Here is an 18011-nt window from a genome sequence, read left to right as displayed (position 1 = left end):
TAGATATTTTAGCATGAACACCCGCAAAATGCAAGAGAAATATACAAAAAATAAAGAATTATTTTGTGCATTTTTGTTGTTCATTCTCACCAAATATGATATACTAGTTTTGTCATAGGAAATACATTTTCCATAACAAGGAGGTTCTGCTGTTATGTGGGCTTATGAGAGTGTTTTTTATCAGATCTATCCAATGGGTTTTTGCGGCGCACCGTGGGAAAACGACGGAAAAACCGTGAACCGCATCGAAAAAGTCGGCGATTGGGCGGCACACATTGCGTCTGTCGGCTGCAACGCCGTGTACTTTTCCCCTGTTTTTGAATCGGACAGCCACGGCTATGATACCCGAGATTTCCGAAAAATCGACTGCCGCCTCGGCACCAACAAAGATTTTGCCGAAGTCTGCGGCAAGCTGCACAAAGAAGGCGTGCGCATTGTGCTGGACGGCGTGTTCAACCATGTCGGCCGCGGCTTCTGGGCATTCAAGGATGTACAGGAAAAAAAGTGGGATTCTCCGTACAAAGATTGGTTCCACATCAGCTTTGACGGAAACTCCAATTACAACGACGGATTTTGGTACGAAGGCTGGGAAGGTCATTATGAACTGGTGAAGCTGAATCTGCGCAACGAAGAAGTCATCCAGCACATTTTTGACTGCATTCGCGGCTGGGTAGAAGAGTTTGACATTGACGGCTTGCGTTTGGACGTTGCCTATTCCTTGGATCGCGATTTTATCCGCCGCCTGCGCTCGTTCTGCGATTCTCTCAAGCCGGATTTCTTTCTGGTTGGCGAGGTCATGAGCAGCGACTGCTCTCCGTTTTTGGCAGACGGTATGCTGCACTCCTGCACCAATTACGATTGCTACAAGGGTTTATACTCCTCCTTCAACTCCATGAATATGTTCGAAATCGGCCATTCGCTGCAGCGCCAGTTTGGACCGGAGCCGTGGACGCTGTACAAGGGCAAGCATCTGCTGTCCTTTGTCGACAATCACGATGTCACCCGCGTCGCATCTATTTTGACCAACGAAAAGCACTTGCCGCTTATTTACGCGATGATGGTTGGCATGCCGGGCATCCCGTGCATTTACTACGGCAGTGAATGGGGCGAGAAAGCACAAAAGCAGCAGGGTTCTGACGCCAATCTGCGTCCATGCTTTGACGAGCCGCAAACCAATGAACTGACCGAATGGATTGCCAAGCTCGCGAAGGCAAAGAAATCCTCCAAGGCGCTGTGCTACGGCGGTTACACCATTCGTCTGATGACCAACAAGCAGATCATCTTTGAGCGCGCTTTTGAGGATGAACGCGTTATGGTTGCCATCAATGCCGACGATCAGCCGTTTTCCGCACACTTTAACGCAGAAGCAGGCCGCGCCCGCGACCTCATCACCGGAGAAGTGCATGATTTCGGCGGCGGTTCCGAGCTTCCGCCATACTACGCCGCGTTCTGGCAGGTATTTTAATTTCTCCGCAAACGAATAAGAAAACAGAAAATCCCCTTCTCACTGTTTTTGCACGGGCAGCATACACTGCTCATAAGCAATTTACAGAGAAAGGGGATTTTTTCTTGGATTTTATGATTATTGTCGCCGTGACGGCGGATGTCATGTTCGCCGCCATGGCATGCGGCACGTCAGAAATCCGGATTCCTTGGCGCTCCCGCCTGTGTATGGCGGCTGTCAGCAGCGGGTTCCTGCTTCTGTCCGCTGCCGGAAAAAGCCTGCTGTTTCGGGACTTTCCGCAGGACGCCATCCGTTGGATTGGATTTTATGCGTTGGTCTGCATCGGACTGCTGCAAATATTCGGCACACAGATTTCTCTGTTGCTGGAAAAGACGAAAACACCGTTGTTATCTCCCGTGCGCGTCGGCGCCGCTGTGTTTCTTGACCACACGCGTGCAGACAGCGACCACTCCAAGATTTTATCGGTTCCGGAATCCATCGTTCTCGCCATTCCGGTGTCCATCGACTCCCTGATCGGCGGTTTGGGCATTACAGCCACTGGATGGACGTTGATTCCGCTGTTCGGCATCGCGTTGATTTGGAATTTCTTCGCAGTTTGGTACGGGCGATGGTTTGGCACAAAAATCCCAATTCCCAGCGAACGCGCGCGCTCGATCTCTTGCGGCATAGTTCTCATCGCACTTGGATTTTGGAAATTGGCATAGCAGTCAGCTGTTTTCTAGCTCCGCCATCTCTTGCAACTCAATCCAGCGCTCTTCCTTCGCGTCCAATGCGCCGGACACCGTTTCAATCTGTTCGGAAAGCTCTTGCAGCCGCACAAAATCCGATGTGATTTGCGCCTGTTCCTCTTTCAATGCCGCCAGCTTTTGTTCCAGCTCGGCAATTTCATCGTCGATATGTTCCAGCTCATACCGGTCTTTATAGCTCATCTTTGTCTTTCCGGTATTTTTCGGCTTCGACTTTTCTGTTTTTTCGGTTTTTTCTGCAGTCGGTCGCTCCAGCTCTTTGCGTTTGTCCAAATAATCCGCATAATTGCCGAGATATTCCTGTACGTCACCGTTCGGACGGAATTCAAAGATGCGCCGTGCTGTTTTGTCGAGAAAATAGCGGTCATGTGATACGGCGAGAACAGCGCCTTCAAATCCCTCGAGATAATTTTCCAGAATATTCAGTGTCTCAATGTCCAAATCATTGGTCGGCTCATCGAGCAGAAGGATATTCGGCGCAGACATCAGCACGCTGAGCAGATACAGTCTGCGCTGTTCACCGCCGGAAAGGCTGCCAATACGCGTCCACTGCTGTTCTCCGGTAAACAAAAACGTCTCCAGCATCTGTGCCGCGGACAGCGTTCCATCCGGCGTGCGCACGGTCTCTGCAATGTCTCGAATAAACTCGATGACCTTTTGCTCCTGATCCATATGGCCGCAGTCCTGCGCGAAATAGCCAATCTTCACGGTTTCGCCGTAGGATACGGTTCCCGCATCCGGCTGCGCCTGTCCCGCGAGGATGCGCAAAAATGTCGATTTGCCCGTGCCATTGTGACCGACAATGCCGATTCGATCGTCACGCGCTACGGTCAAATCAAAGTCCCGAATATACGTCTTTCCATCCCAGCTCTTGCACAGTCCGGACACTTCGATGGTCTTTTTGCCAAGGCGCGTGGAAATCGACTTCATTTCTACCTGACCGTCTTCTTCCTGCACGGTCTTGCTGGATAGCTCCTCAAATCGCTGAATGCGCCCCTTTGCCTTTGTCGTGCGTGCTTTTGCACCGCGGCGCATCCATTCCAACTCCCGCCGGAGAATGGTCTGTCTCTTGCGCTCAGACGCCGCCGCACTGGCAATGCGTTCCGCCTTGCGCGCGACAAAGCCCTCGTAATTTTCTTCATAAAAATACAGCTTGGCATGATCCAGCTCACAAATGCGGTTGGTCACACGATTGAGGAAATAGCGGTCATGTGTGATGATGACCAAAGCGCCTTTATATGCCTTGAGTTGCTGCTCCAGCCATGCTGCGGTTTCATTGTCAATGTGGTTGGTCGGCTCGTCCAAAATCAAAATTTCACTCGGATTGATGAGCGCAGAGCAAATTGCTATGCGCTTTTTTTGTCCGCCGGACAGCAGCCGCACATCTTTATCAAAATCCGTAATGCCGAGCTGTGTCAGTAGCATCTTCGCCTCATACGCGCGTTCCTCAGCAAAATCCGTTGCCGCGCCGCGAAAAACCTGCTGCAGCACGGTTATCGGCTCGGAAAAGTCCGGAGACTGCGGCAGATAACCGATGCGGGCGCCGCGCGCCAGTGTGATGGTTCCCGCATCCGGCTCCTGCATCCCCGCAAGAATGCGCAGAAATGTCGATTTGCCCGTGCCATTGATGCCGATAAATCCGACTTTATCCTGTTCTTCCAGCGCAAAGCTGACATCATCAAATAATGTGTTTTCTCCCCAGCTCAGGGAAATATGTTCTGCGTTGAGTAATACCATAGAATCCTTCCTTGTATACACAGAAGCCGCCGGACTTTCATCCGGCGGCTGTGATTGTGTTATTTTATTACAGGCTATTGACAATATCCTTGAAGCGGTTGCCGCGCTCCATGAAATTCTTGAAAATATCAAACGATGCGCTCGCCGGGCTCATCAGAACAATGTCACCCTCCTGTGCGACTGCCGCCGCACCGCGAACTGCCTTTTCAAAATCATCGTATGTGTCAATCGGGAGTTCGTCTGCTTTATAGTTGTCCGCCGCCTGCACGGAAGCCTTGATTGCCGGTGCCGTCGAATCATCCGGATTTGCGTCAATCAGCACCAGACGCTTGACGTGATCGCAGACAATCGATCCAAACGAATCATACGGAATTTTCTTATCATGTCCGCCGGCCAGCAAAATGACCTTCTGCTTAAACGAGCGCAGACCTGCTGCGGTTCTCGTCGGGCTGGATGCAATCGAATCGTTGTAATACTTGACGCCGTTCAGCGTGCGCACCAACTCCAAACGATGCTCCACACCGCCAAATTCATGCGCCACATCACATACGTTGTCAAACGTCACTCTGCCATGCGTCATGCAAATCGCCGCCATATAATTGGCAATGTTGTGTGCGCCCGGAATGCGAATCTCATCTGCATTCATGATCTTGCGGCGATTGCCGTCCTCAGCATACCAGATGACGCCGTCCTCCAAGTAAACACCGTTTTCAACCGGTCCCTTCATGGAGAATTTGAGCAGCTCTACGCCCTCTGCCGGACGGAAATCCTGAGAGACCTTATCGTCTGCATTGAGCACCAGCTTTGCTCCTGGCTTCTGGTTGACAAAAATGTGTGTTTTCGCCTCGATGTACTCTGCCATATCCTTGTGGATATCCAGATGGTTCGGCGTGACATTGGTGACCAGCGCAGCCGCCGGAGAACAAGTCATATCCATCAGCTGGAACGAGGATAGTTCCACAACTGCAAAATCATTTTCATTGATAAACGGCACGTCTGCCAGCAGCGGATGACCGATATTGCCGCCCAAATGGCAGGTATAACCCGCTCTTTTGAGAATCTCACAGGTCAGTGTCGTCGTGGTTGTCTTGCCGTCAGAACCGGTGATCGCCAGAATCGGGCACGGGCAAACCTGCATGAACACTTCCATCTCGCTGGTGATAATGCTTCCCTGTTCCCGCGCCTTTACCAGTGCCGGCTGGTTCGGATGCATGCCCGGTGTGCGGAAAATATAATCTCCGGACAAATTGTTCAGGTACTCACTGCCAACGGAGAATTCTACGCCGATATCGTGCAGTCCTTCATAAATTTCTCCCAGTTCTTCTGTCGTTTTCCGATCATGTACCGTGACATGTGCGCCGGCTTCCAGCAGCAGACTAATCAGCGGCGTGTTGCTGACCCCGATGCCAATGACGGTGACATGTTTGCCACTCATGGTTTCCAAAAAGCGATCATATGCACTCATTTCTCGAACCTCCAACATGTTTCGCCGCCGATCTCTCTCAAATCCAAGCGAAGCACCCATTTTATTACCCTGTCGGGATTTTTATTCCATGTCAGGAAAACCGCCCCTGCGGGCGGTAATTATCCTGCATTCAATCTAAAAAGAGTGAGCAAAGAATAAGCCGGGTTCTGTCATTGGAGCAGCCATCTATCTTGGACGTATGTTGCCATACGCCTCAAGCCACCTCCTCGGGACGGATCGGGCAAATCCTATGTGTCCCTCCACGGTGTTGCTGCGGATAGAGTTTACAGAGTTCCATAGTTACCTATGGAACTGGTGAGCTCTTACCTCGCCTTTCCACCCTTACCGCAGCCGAGGCCGCGGCGGTATATTTCTGTTGCACTTTTCCTAGAGTCGCCTCCGGCGGACGTTATCCGTTATCCTGCCCTGCGCAGCCCGGACTTTCCTCACAGAAGGGCCTTTCGGCACGGTCTGCGCGACTGCTAACTTTACTCACTCCGTTTATTATACTAAAAACAGCGATTTTGTCAATCTTCCACTGAAAAAATATCAGAATTTTTTTTGCTCAAATATGGCAAAACCATCGCTTGGAACTCTCCGTCATGACAGCACCAGCGCGTTCGGCTTACGGAAATGTGTTTTGCGTTTTCCATCTCAACGGGTATGGTTTCTCGTCCATTTACCTCCATTTGATAAAAATTCTCCGCACGAACACGCACCATGCGCTGCACTTCATCGCCCAGCTCAAACGCCGGTTCATCCACTCGAATCATGAACACATATGACATTTCTCGATCATAGTACCCCGGCATGCGAAAATCCGGCGCGCGGTACGCACCGAGGGGAATCAGGTCTTTTTCTGTCACATGCAGCCCAATTTCCTCTCCAAGCTCGCGCAGCATCGCCTGCTGCGGCGTCTCTCCGGCATCGACGTGCCCGCCGCACGCCAAATCAAAATAATCTGGAAAATCCTTTTTTGTGTGCGCCCGCTGCTGAAACCAGAACACCGGCTGCTGATTTTCCAAAATCCAGCAGTGCACGACACGGTGCAGCAGTCCTTTTTCATGCACTTCATCGCGCGGCGCTGTGCCTATGCGCTGCCAAGCTTCATTATAAATATCCAATCGTTCCTGCATGTTTTCACCGCCCTGCTGCCAACAATATCGTTACTTCCTGCCAAATGCCGCACCAATCGCCTGTGCGATATTCTCCGTCTGTACAATGCGGAAGGTTTTGGGAATCTCCATGCGTCCAATGTCCTGTTTCGGCATGATGCAAGTCGTAAAGCCCAGACGAATTGCCTCGTGGATGCGCTGGCTCACTGCAGTAACCGCCCGCAGTTCTCCGGTCAGACCAACTTCTCCAAACGACATCACACCTTCCGGAAGCGGCTGATCCCGATAACTCGACGCAACCGCCAGCGCAATCGGCAAATCAATCGCAGGCTCATCCAGACGCATCCCGCCGATGACATTGATATAGGCATCGCTGGATGACAAATACAGCCCCACTCGCTTTTCCAAAATAGCAAGCAGCAGCACCATCCGATTATAGTCCACACCCGCAGACATGCGGCGCGGCGTGCCATACGCTGTTTTTGTCACGAGTGCCTGAATTTCCGCCAGAATCGGCCGGCTGCCCTCCATCGTACAGGCAATGCAGTTGCCGGAGGCGTCTGTGGGATGACCGGAAAGCATCGCGGCGGACGGATTCGGTACTTCGACTAAGCCGCAGTCGCTCATTTCAAATACACCAATTTCATTGGTCGAACCAAAGCGATTTTTCGCAGCGCGCAGACAGCGAAAAGAGACCTGCTTTTCTCCTTCAAAATACAGCACACAATCCACCATGTGCTCTAAAATTTTCGGTCCTGCCAGCGTGCCTTCTTTGTTAACATGACCGACAATGAAAATCGTGACATTGTGCCGCTTGGCATACTGCATGAGCGTCATCGCACATTCTTTGATCTGCGTGGTATTGCCCGGCGCACTGTTCAAGTCCGATTTATAAATGGTCTGAATGGAATCCACAATCAGAACATCCGGCAGGAGCAGCTCTGTCTCTGCCAAAATTTCTTCCAAGTCTGTCTCTGCCAGCACAAACAATTCCGGAGAAGAAATATGCAGCCGATCGGCACGCAGACGAATTTGCCGTAAAGATTCCTCGCCGGATACATATAAAATCTTTGCCTGCCGGCTCATCTCCTGACACATTTGCAGCAGCAGTGTAGATTTTCCAATGCCCGGTTCGCCGCCGACCAGCACAAAGCTGCCATGCACTGCGCCGCCACCCAGCACACGATCCAATTCTGAGATGCCAGTGCGAAAGCGCGTTTCTTCGTTGGTTTCAATTTTTCCGATTTCCAGCGGCCGATTGCGTTTTCTCTCGGTCTTAGGCAGCACCCCGCGCGGCGCAGCGGCTGCCTTTGCCTCTTTGAATTCATCCATAGAATTCCAAGCACCGCAGGACGGACATTTTCCATACCATTTGGGGCTTTCATAGCCGCATTCATTGCATAAAAACACTGTTTTTTGTTTCATAAATTGCTTATCCTTCTAAATAGTTCAAATATCCGTTTATCACACAAACAGATAGCTTTTTCTGATAACCGTCTTGCTTTAACCGTTCGGTTTCTTCTCTATTAGACAAAAATCCGCACTCTACAATCATCGCCGGACACGTCAAATGCTTCATCAAATACACACTGTCCGGCGCCTGCTTTGCCGTCCGCTGTTTTTCCGGATGCAGGCCGTTTGTCAATTGCTTTTGTATCGACTGCGCCAGCAGCTGCCCCTCCGGATTGTTCTTTGACCAAAAGGTTTGTGCTCCTGTGTAGCGACTGTCTGAAAATTTATTGAGATGCACGGATATAAAAATAGGGTTTTGCGTTTGATTGGTGCGCGTTTCCCGCGCATGAATGTCTTGTATTTTATTGTACCGCACCGTCTGGTTCGGATCATATTGCAAAGAATTCCGGTCTGTGCGCGTCAAAACGGTACGAATACCGAAAAACTCTGCCAATGCCTGACATTTCTGAACAATTGCCAGATTGATGTCTTGTTCTGCCGTCCCATCCTCTGCCACCGCGCCGCCGTCTATGCCGCCATGTCCGGCATCCAGCACCAACGTGTTTTGATTATGATGCGGTGCAAACGCAAGAAAAAGCATGGTTTGATTATAATACGGAAAAACGACAGATAAAACAGCCAGCACTATAATCGCTGCCAAAATCACACGTTTCTTTCTCCACATAGCTGCATCCCCCAAAGTTTCTTTCCAAACTATATGCCGCTGTGCCGCATGTCATGCAATCAGTCTTTCAGTTCTTCTATGTCAGAAATCTCAGATTCCATCAGTCCATAACAAGCGTTTGGAATTCCAGAATCTATGTCAATTTCGGCAATCTCTGGTTCGTTGTCAAATGATGTTTACAATAGCAGAAATCCCCTAGAACCGCGCAGATTCTAGGGGATTCGTTTTGGTGGACACTAACGGTCTCGAACCGCTGACCTTCCGCACGTCAAGCAAAAGACAAAAATGTTCAAATGCACCGAAATTTGGGAATTTTCCGCAAGTCTGCGTTTAATATTTGCCACATGTTTGCCACATGTTTTTTCAAAAGCACTGCTAACCTTAATGTTACTATAACACATTTATTATAAAATTGCGAGCATCAAAAAAGACCTAGGGCAATCACCCTAGGTCTTTCCGCACCTGCCCATTTTGCCGACATCGGCAAATAGGTTTACTTCTTGTCCAGCAGTCCCATGTTGTCCAGCACGGTCAACGTTCTGCACAAATCCTCGGACACATTCAGTTCGCCGTTTCCGGTGCCATTCAGCGCGCCCGCGTCCATCGCCTTCTTCACGGCCGTCTGGTACCATGTCGGGATATTCTCGAATTTCTTGTAGTAGGTCATATCATCGTCCTCCTGCTTTTTGTCTGTTGTTGTATTGCTGCTTGCCGGCTTCTGCGGCTTTTGAATTGCCTTACTAATAAGGTAGTAGCTCGGTGCACGGTCCGCTGTCGCAAGTCCACACTGGTACAGGCTCGTAGTAATGACACCCTTTGCCAGCACCTTTGCTTTCTGCCTGCGCAGCTTGGTGGAAGTATATTTACCAGCGTACCAATAGCTGTCCAGCACAGTAATTGTTTCGCCGGACGCTTTGACCGCGCAGACAAAGTGACCGCCGCTGCTGAACAGCTTGTGCGAGCTGCCGCCATGCAGGATTGCCACGCCGCCAGCTTTCAAATGCGCCAGCAGTTTCGAATTTTTACTGGTTGCGCGATATGTAAATCCGTACTTTTTCGCCGCATGTTTCAACAGCGTTGCTTCATCCGTGCCGCCGGATACTCTTGCACCTACACTGACCGCATAGGCACACATAGTCTTTACCGTGACCTTTGCGATGCCCAGCGCATCAAGTGCGTTGCACAGGCTGGCAGGGCCGCAGCCGCTACTATATACCGTGCCCTGTCCATACTTGACATTTTTGTAGGACGCGTCTGTCTGAAAATGTACATTGTAGCTCACTTGTCATCTCCTCCAATCCCAATAATTTTGCGTAACTTTGCCGGCACAAGGTCCGGATTGATTGCACCGATATTTTCTACCGCGCTGCCGATTTCCATCAGCACAATGTACGTGCAAATCGCTGCAGCGACCGGAAGATTGATGCCTAAATCCAAATAGCCTTCTGCATACTGAATCAGGATGCCAAGCGCAACACACAAAATTTCTCCGACCTTGTGGAAAAGTCCCTGCCGCATCATCGAACTTTTGAATTTGTCAGTTGCGACTGCTTTAATCAGTCCGGTCGCAAAATCCAGCACGATAAATGCACATGTGATTGCATAAATCATCATTATCACCTAACTCCTTAATAAAATTTCTCAACTGACTTCACATATTTCAGATTCCGCACACCGCAATCAGCGTGCCGCCATTCAGGCTCGGCAGACCGGTCAGCTTGCCGCCAGATACACCAAACGTGCAGTTGGTCTTTGACGGACTGCCCCAGCTCGCCGCTTTATAATACCCGTCGCCGCAAAACGCGTGTACGGTGGTTGTCGAGCCGCCCCAGCCGGACGAGCTGGTTGTGTATCCATATCCATACACTTTAATGGTGCCGCTCGCCTTGAAACTGACAGTTGGGTTCGTGGCGTCAATCACATACGCCTCGCAGTTGTTGTCCGATGCAGCTGCCGCCAGCGTGCCGGTGATGCCAAAAATGCTTACGCCGGACTTAATATTCTCCGGTGTCAGATTGCTGTCACCGGATACAGTGACCTGCGACAGACCATCATAGCCGCTGTCCGGCGCGATGACTTGTTGTGCTGCTGACGGGGTAACGGATTTGATTTGCAGCGTTGGTTCAGTGCTCGGAGGTTCGTATGTTCCACTAACTTTCAACCCGTTTTTAGACGTAAAGGTTTTACCTTTAATTACATCAGCCACCATTGCGTCACCGAAACCGTCAGCGTCTAAAAAAACAATCGGTTTACTTGTCTTTCGTATAATATAATCTTTGCGTACAATAGGATAGCATCTAAACAAGCCAAACGGGCCTTCTGTCCTAAATGTAATGGTTGGATTGTTTTCAAACGCTTCAATCTCAGAAAGATTTCCGTTGACCAATGCACCTGACGAATCGTGTGCCGTAACCCCTTCAGCCAAATCGTTTGCGGTTACGGTATCGTTGGTCAAGTCGATGATGGTTTCACCATTCACGATTACCTGATTTACACTAGCTGCCATCTAATCACCCGATTGTTACAGTGATGCCGCCAGCAGCGTTCTCTGCTTCCACATACGGGATTTTCTCAACGGTCACGGCAGACAAGTAGTCGTAACCGCTGTCGGGCTGAACCGTCTGTGCGGTTGCTTTCGGCGTTACTGTTTTTGTCTGCGCCTTGATAGACGCGCCAGAGTAAGTACCAGTTACGCCAAGGATAGACACACCAGACTTGATGTTACCAGCAACAATTTTTCCTTGCTCCGTGGTACTGATTGCCACTTTACCAGAGCCGTCGTGATAGCCCTGCGGGATAGTGTACGACCCAGCTTTGGTTGAAATCGTACCCGTGACCGCGCCGTTATTTGGCATCGTGCCAACCAGCTGTACACCGCGTGCGTGCGCTGTTTTCCCCTTTAAGATTTCGGCAACAGCCGCCGTGTCGTTGCTGGTGTCACTGTCCTTTGTGCTCGTGCCGGTAACAGGTGCGCCGGACTTGTCGTGCGCAGTAATGCCGGATGCCAGCTTGTCCGGTGTAACTGTGTCGGCGGTCAGATCAATCAAAACCTCCCCATCGTACACGACCTTGTTTTTATATTTTACATCTGCCATTTTATACCTCCGATGCTATGTATACCGTGATGCCGGTATCATTTGATGTCTCATAATACGGTACCTTCTGTACCGTAACATCCTTTTCCATCTTCTTGCCTGCACACGGCAATTTCTGTTCTTCGGCAGCTTTCGGTACAATATCATACTCGCCGGTATATAATTCCGTACTGCTATCATACTTCACAACGCCGTTCCCGATTGTGCCGGTCATGTTTGCTGTGTTCGTACTGCCGCAAATCCCAGCATTCAACTCGCCAATGATCTTGCTCATACCGTGACCTCCGGCAGCACAATAAAGTTAGCCAGATTGCTGTTAATGCTTGTTGCGCCCGCAACAGTAAAGACATCTCCGGCAACCGTTGTCAGCTGAATGTCATAGCTATAACTGCCGGATGCTAACTTCTCGGTCTGCTCCGGCGCTAGCTTGATTGTGTTTGAATCGCTGACAGATTGCAGCAGTATAGATGATGTATCAACTGCCTGTTTGCGTACTGTCAGCGTCAGCTTGTCGCCCGCCTGCATCGTATATGCCGCGCCGTCCTGTGCCTTCAATGTTACTGTAATATAGGCACTGTCGCCACGGGTCAACATGATTTTTCCGTTTTTAATCATTAACATGGTTTTTTACACCTCTCACGCTGTCCGCTTCCAAATATACACGGCGAGGTACGGCGGCATATTGTTGTGTGCCTGATCGAGACCTGCGCCGTTTTGCGCCAGCTTGGCCTGATAGTTTTTCTTACTGGTCGTGACACCATCCGGCTTGATCAGGTAGTCACCAAATGTCGGAGACCAGCTAGAGGCAGAGCCATCGTTATTGACGTACATGGTGTGCGTGTGGCTCGGCATCTCCTGTGCGGTCAGCTTGTGCGTCGCTTCGCCGCCGGTGCTGCCGCCTGCATACGCAGTGCCCGCCGCGAGCAGAAATCTGTCCTTGATGCGCTCCCACGTGCCGCCCCAAGCGGCAGCCGGATCAAACGTGCTGCTGGTAGTCTGATAGATCGAGCCGACCGGATACATGTCTAATACGGTTGCACCGTTCGAGATGCCAAGCGCATTTTTCAGATCTGCAATTGCGACTGATGCAACAATCTGATTGACTGCGCCGCGCAGGACAAGCGCATCTTCGCCGTCCGCCTGTTCAAGCAACATATGTACGTTGCGCACAGTCAGATTTCCCGACGTATTCACGACCGGTATTTTTCCTGCATCTTTACTGTCATAACCAGATACGGCAACGCGGTCGTCCGGATGTTCGGCAAGATACGTATAAACTGCACTGTTTACCGATTCAACTAAGTTTTGATTGCTGTTTAAATAGTCTCCTACCGTTTCGGCGATGATGTCTTTGATTGACGCAGGATTTTGCACAAATTCCGCGCTCTGCGGATCTACAGACGGAAGCACATCAATCTTTGCTGCAGCGGTCGGCAATATCATATCGTTAATCTTTCCCGCCAGCACAAAGTTTACAGTTCCGCACTCCGTCAATTGTGCACGACTCATTGTTCCTGACGCCGTGTTTCCCGACAGTGTCAACACACAGCGCGCTGGCAGTGATTTGTATGCCTGTGTCAGCAAAACAATTTCTGTCGCGCTACTATATTCAGTATCTACCGCAATCGCAACGGGGATATTATCACCAAATTGCACCGGCTTACTATCGCTTGTGAGTCTCAACGACTGCCCTTCTTGCGTAAATTCAATTTTCACTCAAGCACCTCCGTTCCTACCTCGATTGTCAAAACCTCAAATTCCGGCTTTACTGTTTTTTCTGCACCTACGCCGTCAATCTGTACAGATGTTACGCGCGCCGTACCGGTAATGCCGATCTGCCGGTGATTTGCAAATGACACAACATCACCCAGTGTATAATCTTCGTCATACGTCAAATAAGCTTCATTCACCGATAATTCCAGCTTAGTTTCTACATCGTTTTCTTTCAGCTTTTCCAGTCCGCGTGTTTGCAGTACCCTTGTGTAATCGGCATCCGACATGGTTGTTTTGTTTCCGTTCGTGTCCTCTGTCTCCGACTGTAAATCACGAGCATCAACAAATAATTCGCGGCGATTGAAGCCGGTAAATGTTCCTGACGCAGTTCCGGTAATGTCAATGCCGGCGTATTTTCTAGCGCTGCCCTCGCCCTCTCCTGCGACCGTTGCAACATTGCAATACTTAGAGACATCGCGCGTGTAATCACAGCTATCCATTGTGCACAGTACATCGTCAAACAGCACTGTCTTTGTCCGGTCTGTGCCGCGATAAAATACAGGCGTAATTGTTTTTTCGCTCAAATTCAAGTCACAGCGCCAGCCGTATGCGTCCTGCCCAATTGTATCCGTCAAAGCCGTCAACAAGTTTTTTCCCGTCAGCTGCTGATTTGCTGCAGGACCAATATCGTCTCCAACAGGCGACCTATCTAAATCTTGCACAAACGGCAGTGCACGGTTGCTGTCTGACGGCGCAACCGCATGATTATGGATCATCCACCACATACGGTTTGACATTGACCCGTCTACCGTCATGTTTTGAATAATTCGCATCGCAAACACTGCTCGCAAGTCGCGCCCTGCAATTTCCGCCACATTCGGATAATCTTCAGACGGCTCAACCGTTTCGATTAAATATCCTTCTTTTGTGTCGTCCGAAAACACGATGATAAATCCCGTCATCATTAAACCGACATCACCCGCAGACGCCGGAAGGCGCATGGAAAATTTGCCCGGTTCTCGGTATTTATGCGTTCTTACAAGTTCCGATACATTATATAAGTATCCCACGTTGTTCAGATCTTTGTCGTAGATGTTCGCAATAATTTCCATTAAATCCCGCCCCACGTGTCATACCAGACGAATTTCCCGTTTTGTGTCTCACTTGTGTTAAATGTTGCTGTTATTGTTATTCCTTCTTCGTCCGGCGGCACCGTGACCCAATCATTCGTCAGCGTAATATCCTGTATTGCTTTCATAGTTATGAATCCGTGTGCGCCCGGTGTTGTATCAACTAATCGTACATATCCTTTTGTTCCAACGTGCTGGTAGTAAATAGAGCTTCTGTACGACACTGCGTTGCCCACATTGTCGGATAGCTCAAATGTCCTCAACTTGCCGCCCGCCGCCATCTCTGCATATGCAACTATGCCGGCGCGAATATCTCCCGCCTGCCGCGCAGAAAAGCTTGTGCCATACGGCACAGATACTTCGTGCGCACGCAGTGACCGGAACCACGGATACGGACAAAAAATCGGTATTTCAAATTCTGATCGGCGACTGGTTCCTTGTGTGCGCGGCATACCTTTTATGATTCCTTCGATAAAGTATGTGTCGTATTCTGTTTCAAACACAAAACGCCGCCTTGTATTGTACGGAAATTGTCTATACAGTTCACGCGCAGCATATTCGTTCTGCGCATCGACGGACAGTGTAATCGTGCGGTTTTTAACCGTCTGTCCGCTGTATACTGACGCATCCGCGCCGACCAGCTCGGTTGTGTACATGTCCGCTTGCGGTCGGCCGACACCGTCAATTTCCCGAATGCCGAATCGGTCAATGTGTATTAAGTTTGGGCTACCGGCAGGGATCGCCGCAGATCCCGCCGGTATGGAATAAAACCCTTTAAGCATTTTTTACTAACCTTTCTATCCTTCGCGCGTCACGGCGGTTCATTGCTTCCCGCTGTGACAGCGTGATCGGTTCGTCAAATTTTTGTTCGGGCGCGTATGTGATATATATGATCTTCTGCCCGCTTGGTTCGCTCGGCTTATCCGATTTACCAGACAGCTGCGCAGTCATATTCAAACTCTGTGCACTAACCGCAGCTTTTAGTTTGTTGTTTAATGCAGACACACTTGCAGCATCCGTCAATTTGCTTGACATGTTTGATACCGCATTCGCCGCCGTATTGCTGTACTTATCTACACCTGCCGCAATGCCTAACGGGATGAATTTACCAACCATATCGCGGAATCTGCGCGACGGCGATTTAATTCCGAGCGCGTTTTTTGCTGCATTCAGCGCATTTTTCGCAAGTCCAGCTAATGCATTAAACAAAGCCGACGCGGCACCTTTGATGCCATTAACAATACCGCTAATAATGTGCTTGCCGACACTTCCCCAGTTCACGCTCTTGAAAGCGTTCATTCCAGCTGTTGCCGCCGCTCTCAATGCACTCGCCACTAAGCTTGCTGCGCCGGTAATTGCCGACTTGATAAAATTGATTGCAGCACGTCCAACACTTGCCCAGTTGATCGACCGGAATGCATTCATGGCCTGTGTTCCGACCGAGCGCAGACCGCTAGAAACCAATCCTGCGGCGCCGGAAATTGCCGACTTGATGAAGTTGATCGCAGCTTGTCCGACCGATGCCCAGTTGATTGACCGGAATGCATTTGCTGCGGCCGTGCCTGCTGATTTTAGCGCAGTGCCAAGCAGCGAAACTCCGGCTTTGACGCCGTTTACAATCAACTGACCCAGCGAGATCCAGTTAAATGCACTGAACACATTTACAATTGCCAAAATGATATTCGGCAGGCTGGCAATCAAAACCGGAAGCGCTTGTATAATGCCCAGCGCCAACGTTGCGAGTATCTGTACACCCGTTGCAAGTATTTTCGGCGCATTGTCATTGATGATCCCTGCTATATTCGTGACAATCTGCGGAATGTATTCAATCAGCAGCGGCAAGCTGTTTGCAATTCCTTGCGCCAGCTGCAAGATTAAATTCAGTCCTGCGTCAATCAGCGTTCCTGCGTTTTCCCGCAGCGATTCGGTAAACTGCAAAATCAGCGGAAGTGCCTGCGCCAGCACGTTCGGTATGCCTTCCGCCAAGCCGGATGCAAAATTGTTTATCATCTGTGCGGCAGCCTGCGTCATAGCAGGAGCTTGCGCAATAATTGTCTGTATGCCTTGCTGTGCCAGTATTCCTAACTGGTTAAAAGCCCCTTCGATTCCACCGGTTTTGAACGCATCCGTCAGACTGCCCAGCGCATCAGCAGCTGTGTTAACCGCATCTTTTAGCTGGACCGAAAAACTTTCGTATATAGCGTTTCCGAACGTTTCTGCGCGGGATTGTAACGATTTCATCGCGCCCGCCAGGTTGTCGTTCATGACATTTGCCATATTTTCCGCCGTGCCGCCGGAATTTCGCAGCTGATTTTCAAAATCTGCCGCATTGCTGACACCTGCGTTTAATATCAGGTTTAATCCCTTGATGCTATCTGCAGTAAAAGTGCTTGATAGCGCAGCCGCCTTTTCGGCGTCGCCCATACCGTTTGTCGCACTTTCGACATCCTGCAAAATATCCGTTAGATCACGATAATTGCCGTTTGCGTCCTGCACAGCGACAGATGTATCACCGATTTTAATTGCGCCATCCGACATTTTAGCAGTCAGGTCACGCATAACAGCCGCAAGGGCTGTACCAGCTTCGCTGCCCTTTAAGCCCTGATTTGCCATCATTGCCAGCAAGGACGTTGTGGTTTCTACATCCTGTCCGGCAGCAGCCATGTTGGCCGCACAATTTTTATACGATTCACCTAGCAGTTCAGCTGTTGTATTTGCGTTGCTTTGCGCATACGCCAGCATGTCTGCAAAATACCCAGATTGCTCGCAAGACATACCGAAGGCAGACATATAGTCTGTCACCATGTCGGACGCGGATGCCAGCTCCATTCCGGACGCTGCAGCAAGGTTCAAAACGCCCGGCAGAGCGCTTGCGGACTGATTCGCATCCCAGCCCGCAAGTGCCATGTATGACAACGCATTCGCAGCTTCCGTCGCGGAAAACTGCGTCGTTGCACCCATTTCCTGCGCCGTATCTTTCAGCATTTGCAGATCATCGCCAGTCGCGCCACTGATCGCAGCAACGTTTGACATAGCGCTTTCAAAGTCACTGCCGACCTTGATTGCATATCCGCCTATTGCAACCATTGCACCGCCGATGCCTACAGCCGCCGTTTTGACTACGTTTCCTAATTTACTTACGCCAGATTCCGCAGTTTTTCCAAGGCCGTTTACTTTACTCTTAAAATCGGTATCGTCACCTTCAATTTTGATGATTACCGATCCGCTTTCTGATGCCAATGCCGTCCCTCCTTCTTTCAGGAGATCACAGGCACATTGGCACTGTTAGGTGATCTGTTTTCCGTCTATAATAATAATTTCAAACGTTCGTTTGCACGCCCGGTTCTTGCATACCGCCCACATTCCAGTGCTATTGGCGGTGTCTTTGTATTGCACAGCTGCGTTTTC

General features: G+C 50.1%; 17 protein-coding genes and 1 other RNA gene. 2 read left to right on the top strand and 16 right to left on the bottom strand.

What is annotated here, in order from left to right:
- Positions 1-154 precede the first annotated feature (154 nt).
- Together KQI75_RS00690 and KQI75_RS00685 are read left to right on the top strand one after the other, a co-directional pair.
- Positions 155-1465 (top strand): alpha-amylase family glycosyl hydrolase, encoded by a 1311-nt coding sequence (locus tag KQI75_RS00690; protein WP_216468766.1) that lies wholly within the window; start codon positions 155-157, stop codon positions 1463-1465.
- A gap of 113 nt (positions 1466-1578) precedes the next feature.
- Entirely contained in the window at positions 1579-2169 is a 591-nt protein-coding gene (locus KQI75_RS00685; RefSeq protein ID WP_246566341.1) for a manganese efflux pump, read from the top strand.
- A gap of 3 nt (positions 2170-2172) precedes the next feature.
- On the opposite strand, the gene KQI75_RS00680 is transcribed toward KQI75_RS00685, so the two are convergent.
- From KQI75_RS00680 to KQI75_RS00605, 16 genes are all read right to left on the bottom strand, one after another.
- A complete protein-coding gene (locus tag KQI75_RS00680; protein WP_216468764.1) occupies positions 2173-3948 on the bottom strand; it encodes an ABC-F family ATP-binding cassette domain-containing protein in 1776 nt (591 codons plus the stop codon).
- Between the two features lie 67 nt (positions 3949-4015).
- A complete protein-coding gene (gene murD, locus KQI75_RS00675) occupies positions 4016-5413 on the bottom strand; it encodes a UDP-N-acetylmuramoyl-L-alanine--D-glutamate ligase (RefSeq protein WP_216468763.1) in 1398 nt (465 codons plus the stop codon).
- Between the two features lie 141 nt (positions 5414-5554).
- An RNA gene (gene rnpB, locus KQI75_RS00670) (RNase P RNA component class A) lies at positions 5555-5908 on the bottom strand.
- Positions 5909-5940: 32 nt separating this feature from the next.
- Positions 5941-6549, bottom strand: a complete 609-nt coding sequence (locus tag KQI75_RS00665) for an NUDIX hydrolase (RefSeq protein ID WP_216468762.1) — start codon at positions 6547-6549, stop codon at positions 5941-5943.
- A gap of 30 nt (positions 6550-6579) precedes the next feature.
- A complete protein-coding gene (gene radA / locus KQI75_RS00660) occupies positions 6580-7953 on the bottom strand; it encodes a DNA repair protein RadA (protein WP_216468761.1) in 1374 nt (457 codons plus the stop codon).
- 7 nt (positions 7954-7960) lie between these two features.
- Positions 7961-8665, bottom strand: a complete 705-nt coding sequence (locus KQI75_RS00655; protein ID WP_216468760.1) for an N-acetylmuramoyl-L-alanine amidase — start codon at positions 8663-8665, stop codon at positions 7961-7963.
- 493 nt (positions 8666-9158) lie between these two features.
- Positions 9159-9947 (bottom strand): cysteine peptidase family C39 domain-containing protein, encoded by a 789-nt coding sequence (locus KQI75_RS00650; protein ID WP_216468759.1) that lies wholly within the window; start codon positions 9945-9947, stop codon positions 9159-9161.
- A complete protein-coding gene (locus KQI75_RS00645) occupies positions 9944-10279 on the bottom strand; it encodes a phage holin family protein (protein ID WP_216468758.1) in 336 nt (111 codons plus the stop codon). The genes KQI75_RS00650 and KQI75_RS00645 overlap by 4 nt, the downstream gene beginning before the upstream one ends.
- 46 nt (positions 10280-10325) lie before the next feature.
- Positions 10326-11171 carry a hypothetical protein gene (locus KQI75_RS00640; protein ID WP_216468757.1) on the bottom strand — a complete coding sequence of 282 codons (846 nt, stop codon included), beginning with the start codon at positions 11169-11171 and terminating at the stop codon, positions 10326-10328.
- Between the two features lie 4 nt (positions 11172-11175).
- On the bottom strand, positions 11176-11760 hold the full coding sequence (locus KQI75_RS00635; RefSeq protein ID WP_216468756.1) for a hypothetical protein: 585 nt from the start codon (positions 11758-11760) through the stop codon (positions 11176-11178).
- Position 11761: 1 nt separating this feature from the next.
- Complete coding sequence (locus tag KQI75_RS00630; protein WP_216468755.1) at positions 11762-12034, bottom strand: hypothetical protein; 273 nt, start codon at positions 12032-12034, stop codon at positions 11762-11764.
- Entirely contained in the window at positions 12031-12381 is a 351-nt protein-coding gene (locus tag KQI75_RS00625; RefSeq protein WP_216468754.1) for a hypothetical protein, read from the bottom strand. Before KQI75_RS00625 ends, KQI75_RS00630 begins: the two co-directional genes overlap by 4 nt.
- A gap of 15 nt (positions 12382-12396) precedes the next feature.
- Positions 12397-13443 carry a phage baseplate protein gene (locus KQI75_RS00620; RefSeq protein WP_216468753.1) on the bottom strand — a complete coding sequence of 349 codons (1047 nt, stop codon included), beginning with the start codon at positions 13441-13443 and terminating at the stop codon, positions 12397-12399.
- A gap of 29 nt (positions 13444-13472) precedes the next feature.
- Positions 13473-14585: a siphovirus ReqiPepy6 Gp37-like family protein gene (locus tag KQI75_RS00615; RefSeq protein ID WP_216468752.1), complete on the bottom strand. Its 1113-nt coding sequence runs from the start codon at positions 14583-14585 to the stop codon at positions 13473-13475.
- A complete protein-coding gene (locus KQI75_RS00610; RefSeq protein WP_216468751.1) occupies positions 14585-15385 on the bottom strand; it encodes a phage tail family protein in 801 nt (266 codons plus the stop codon). The genes KQI75_RS00615 and KQI75_RS00610 overlap by 1 nt, the downstream gene beginning before the upstream one ends.
- The gene (locus KQI75_RS00605) at positions 15378-17843 is read right to left on the bottom strand and encodes a phage tail tape measure protein (protein WP_216468750.1); all 2466 of its coding nucleotides are present in this window, start codon (positions 17841-17843) and stop codon (positions 15378-15380) included. The genes KQI75_RS00610 and KQI75_RS00605 overlap by 8 nt, the downstream gene beginning before the upstream one ends.
- Positions 17844-18011: the final 168 nt, after the last annotated feature.

Origin of the sequence: Butyricicoccus intestinisimiae (genome assembly GCF_018918345.1) — a bacterium.
In the GTDB taxonomy this organism is placed as follows: domain Bacteria; phylum Bacillota; class Clostridia; order Oscillospirales; family Butyricicoccaceae; genus Butyricicoccus_A; species Butyricicoccus_A intestinisimiae.
The sequence above is the reverse complement of the archived record's forward strand: the minus strand, read 5'-3'. Positions and strand labels throughout refer to the sequence as shown.

Coding starts and splice junctions, on each gene's coding strand:
- KQI75_RS00690 (WP_216468766.1), top strand. CDS start 155: ATGTGGGCTTATGAGAGTGTTTTTTATCAGATCTATCCAATGGGTTTT.
- KQI75_RS00685 (WP_246566341.1), top strand. CDS start 1,579: ATGATTATTGTCGCCGTGACGGCGGATGTCATGTTCGCCGCCATGGCA.
- KQI75_RS00680 (WP_216468764.1), bottom strand. CDS start 3,948: ATGGTATTACTCAACGCAGAACATATTTCCCTGAGCTGGGGAGAAAAC.
- murD (WP_216468763.1), bottom strand. CDS start 5,413: ATGAGTGCATATGATCGCTTTTTGGAAACCATGAGTGGCAAACATGTC.
- KQI75_RS00665 (WP_216468762.1), bottom strand. CDS start 6,549: ATGCAGGAACGATTGGATATTTATAATGAAGCTTGGCAGCGCATAGGC.
- radA (WP_216468761.1), bottom strand. CDS start 7,953: ATGAAACAAAAAACAGTGTTTTTATGCAATGAATGCGGCTATGAAAGC.
- KQI75_RS00655 (WP_216468760.1), bottom strand. CDS start 8,665: ATGTGGAGAAAGAAACGTGTGATTTTGGCAGCGATTATAGTGCTGGCT.
- KQI75_RS00645 (WP_216468758.1), bottom strand. CDS start 10,279: ATGATGATTTATGCAATCACATGTGCATTTATCGTGCTGGATTTTGCG.
- KQI75_RS00640 (WP_216468757.1), bottom strand. CDS start 11,171: ATGGCAGCTAGTGTAAATCAGGTAATCGTGAATGGTGAAACCATCATC.
- KQI75_RS00635 (WP_216468756.1), bottom strand. CDS start 11,760: ATGGCAGATGTAAAATATAAAAACAAGGTCGTGTACGATGGGGAGGTT.
- KQI75_RS00630 (WP_216468755.1), bottom strand. CDS start 12,034: ATGAGCAAGATCATTGGCGAGTTGAATGCTGGGATTTGCGGCAGTACG.
- KQI75_RS00625 (WP_216468754.1), bottom strand. CDS start 12,381: ATGTTAATGATTAAAAACGGAAAAATCATGTTGACCCGTGGCGACAGT.
- KQI75_RS00615 (WP_216468752.1), bottom strand. CDS start 14,585: ATGGAAATTATTGCGAACATCTACGACAAAGATCTGAACAACGTGGGA.
- KQI75_RS00610 (WP_216468751.1), bottom strand. CDS start 15,385: ATGCTTAAAGGGTTTTATTCCATACCGGCGGGATCTGCGGCGATCCCT.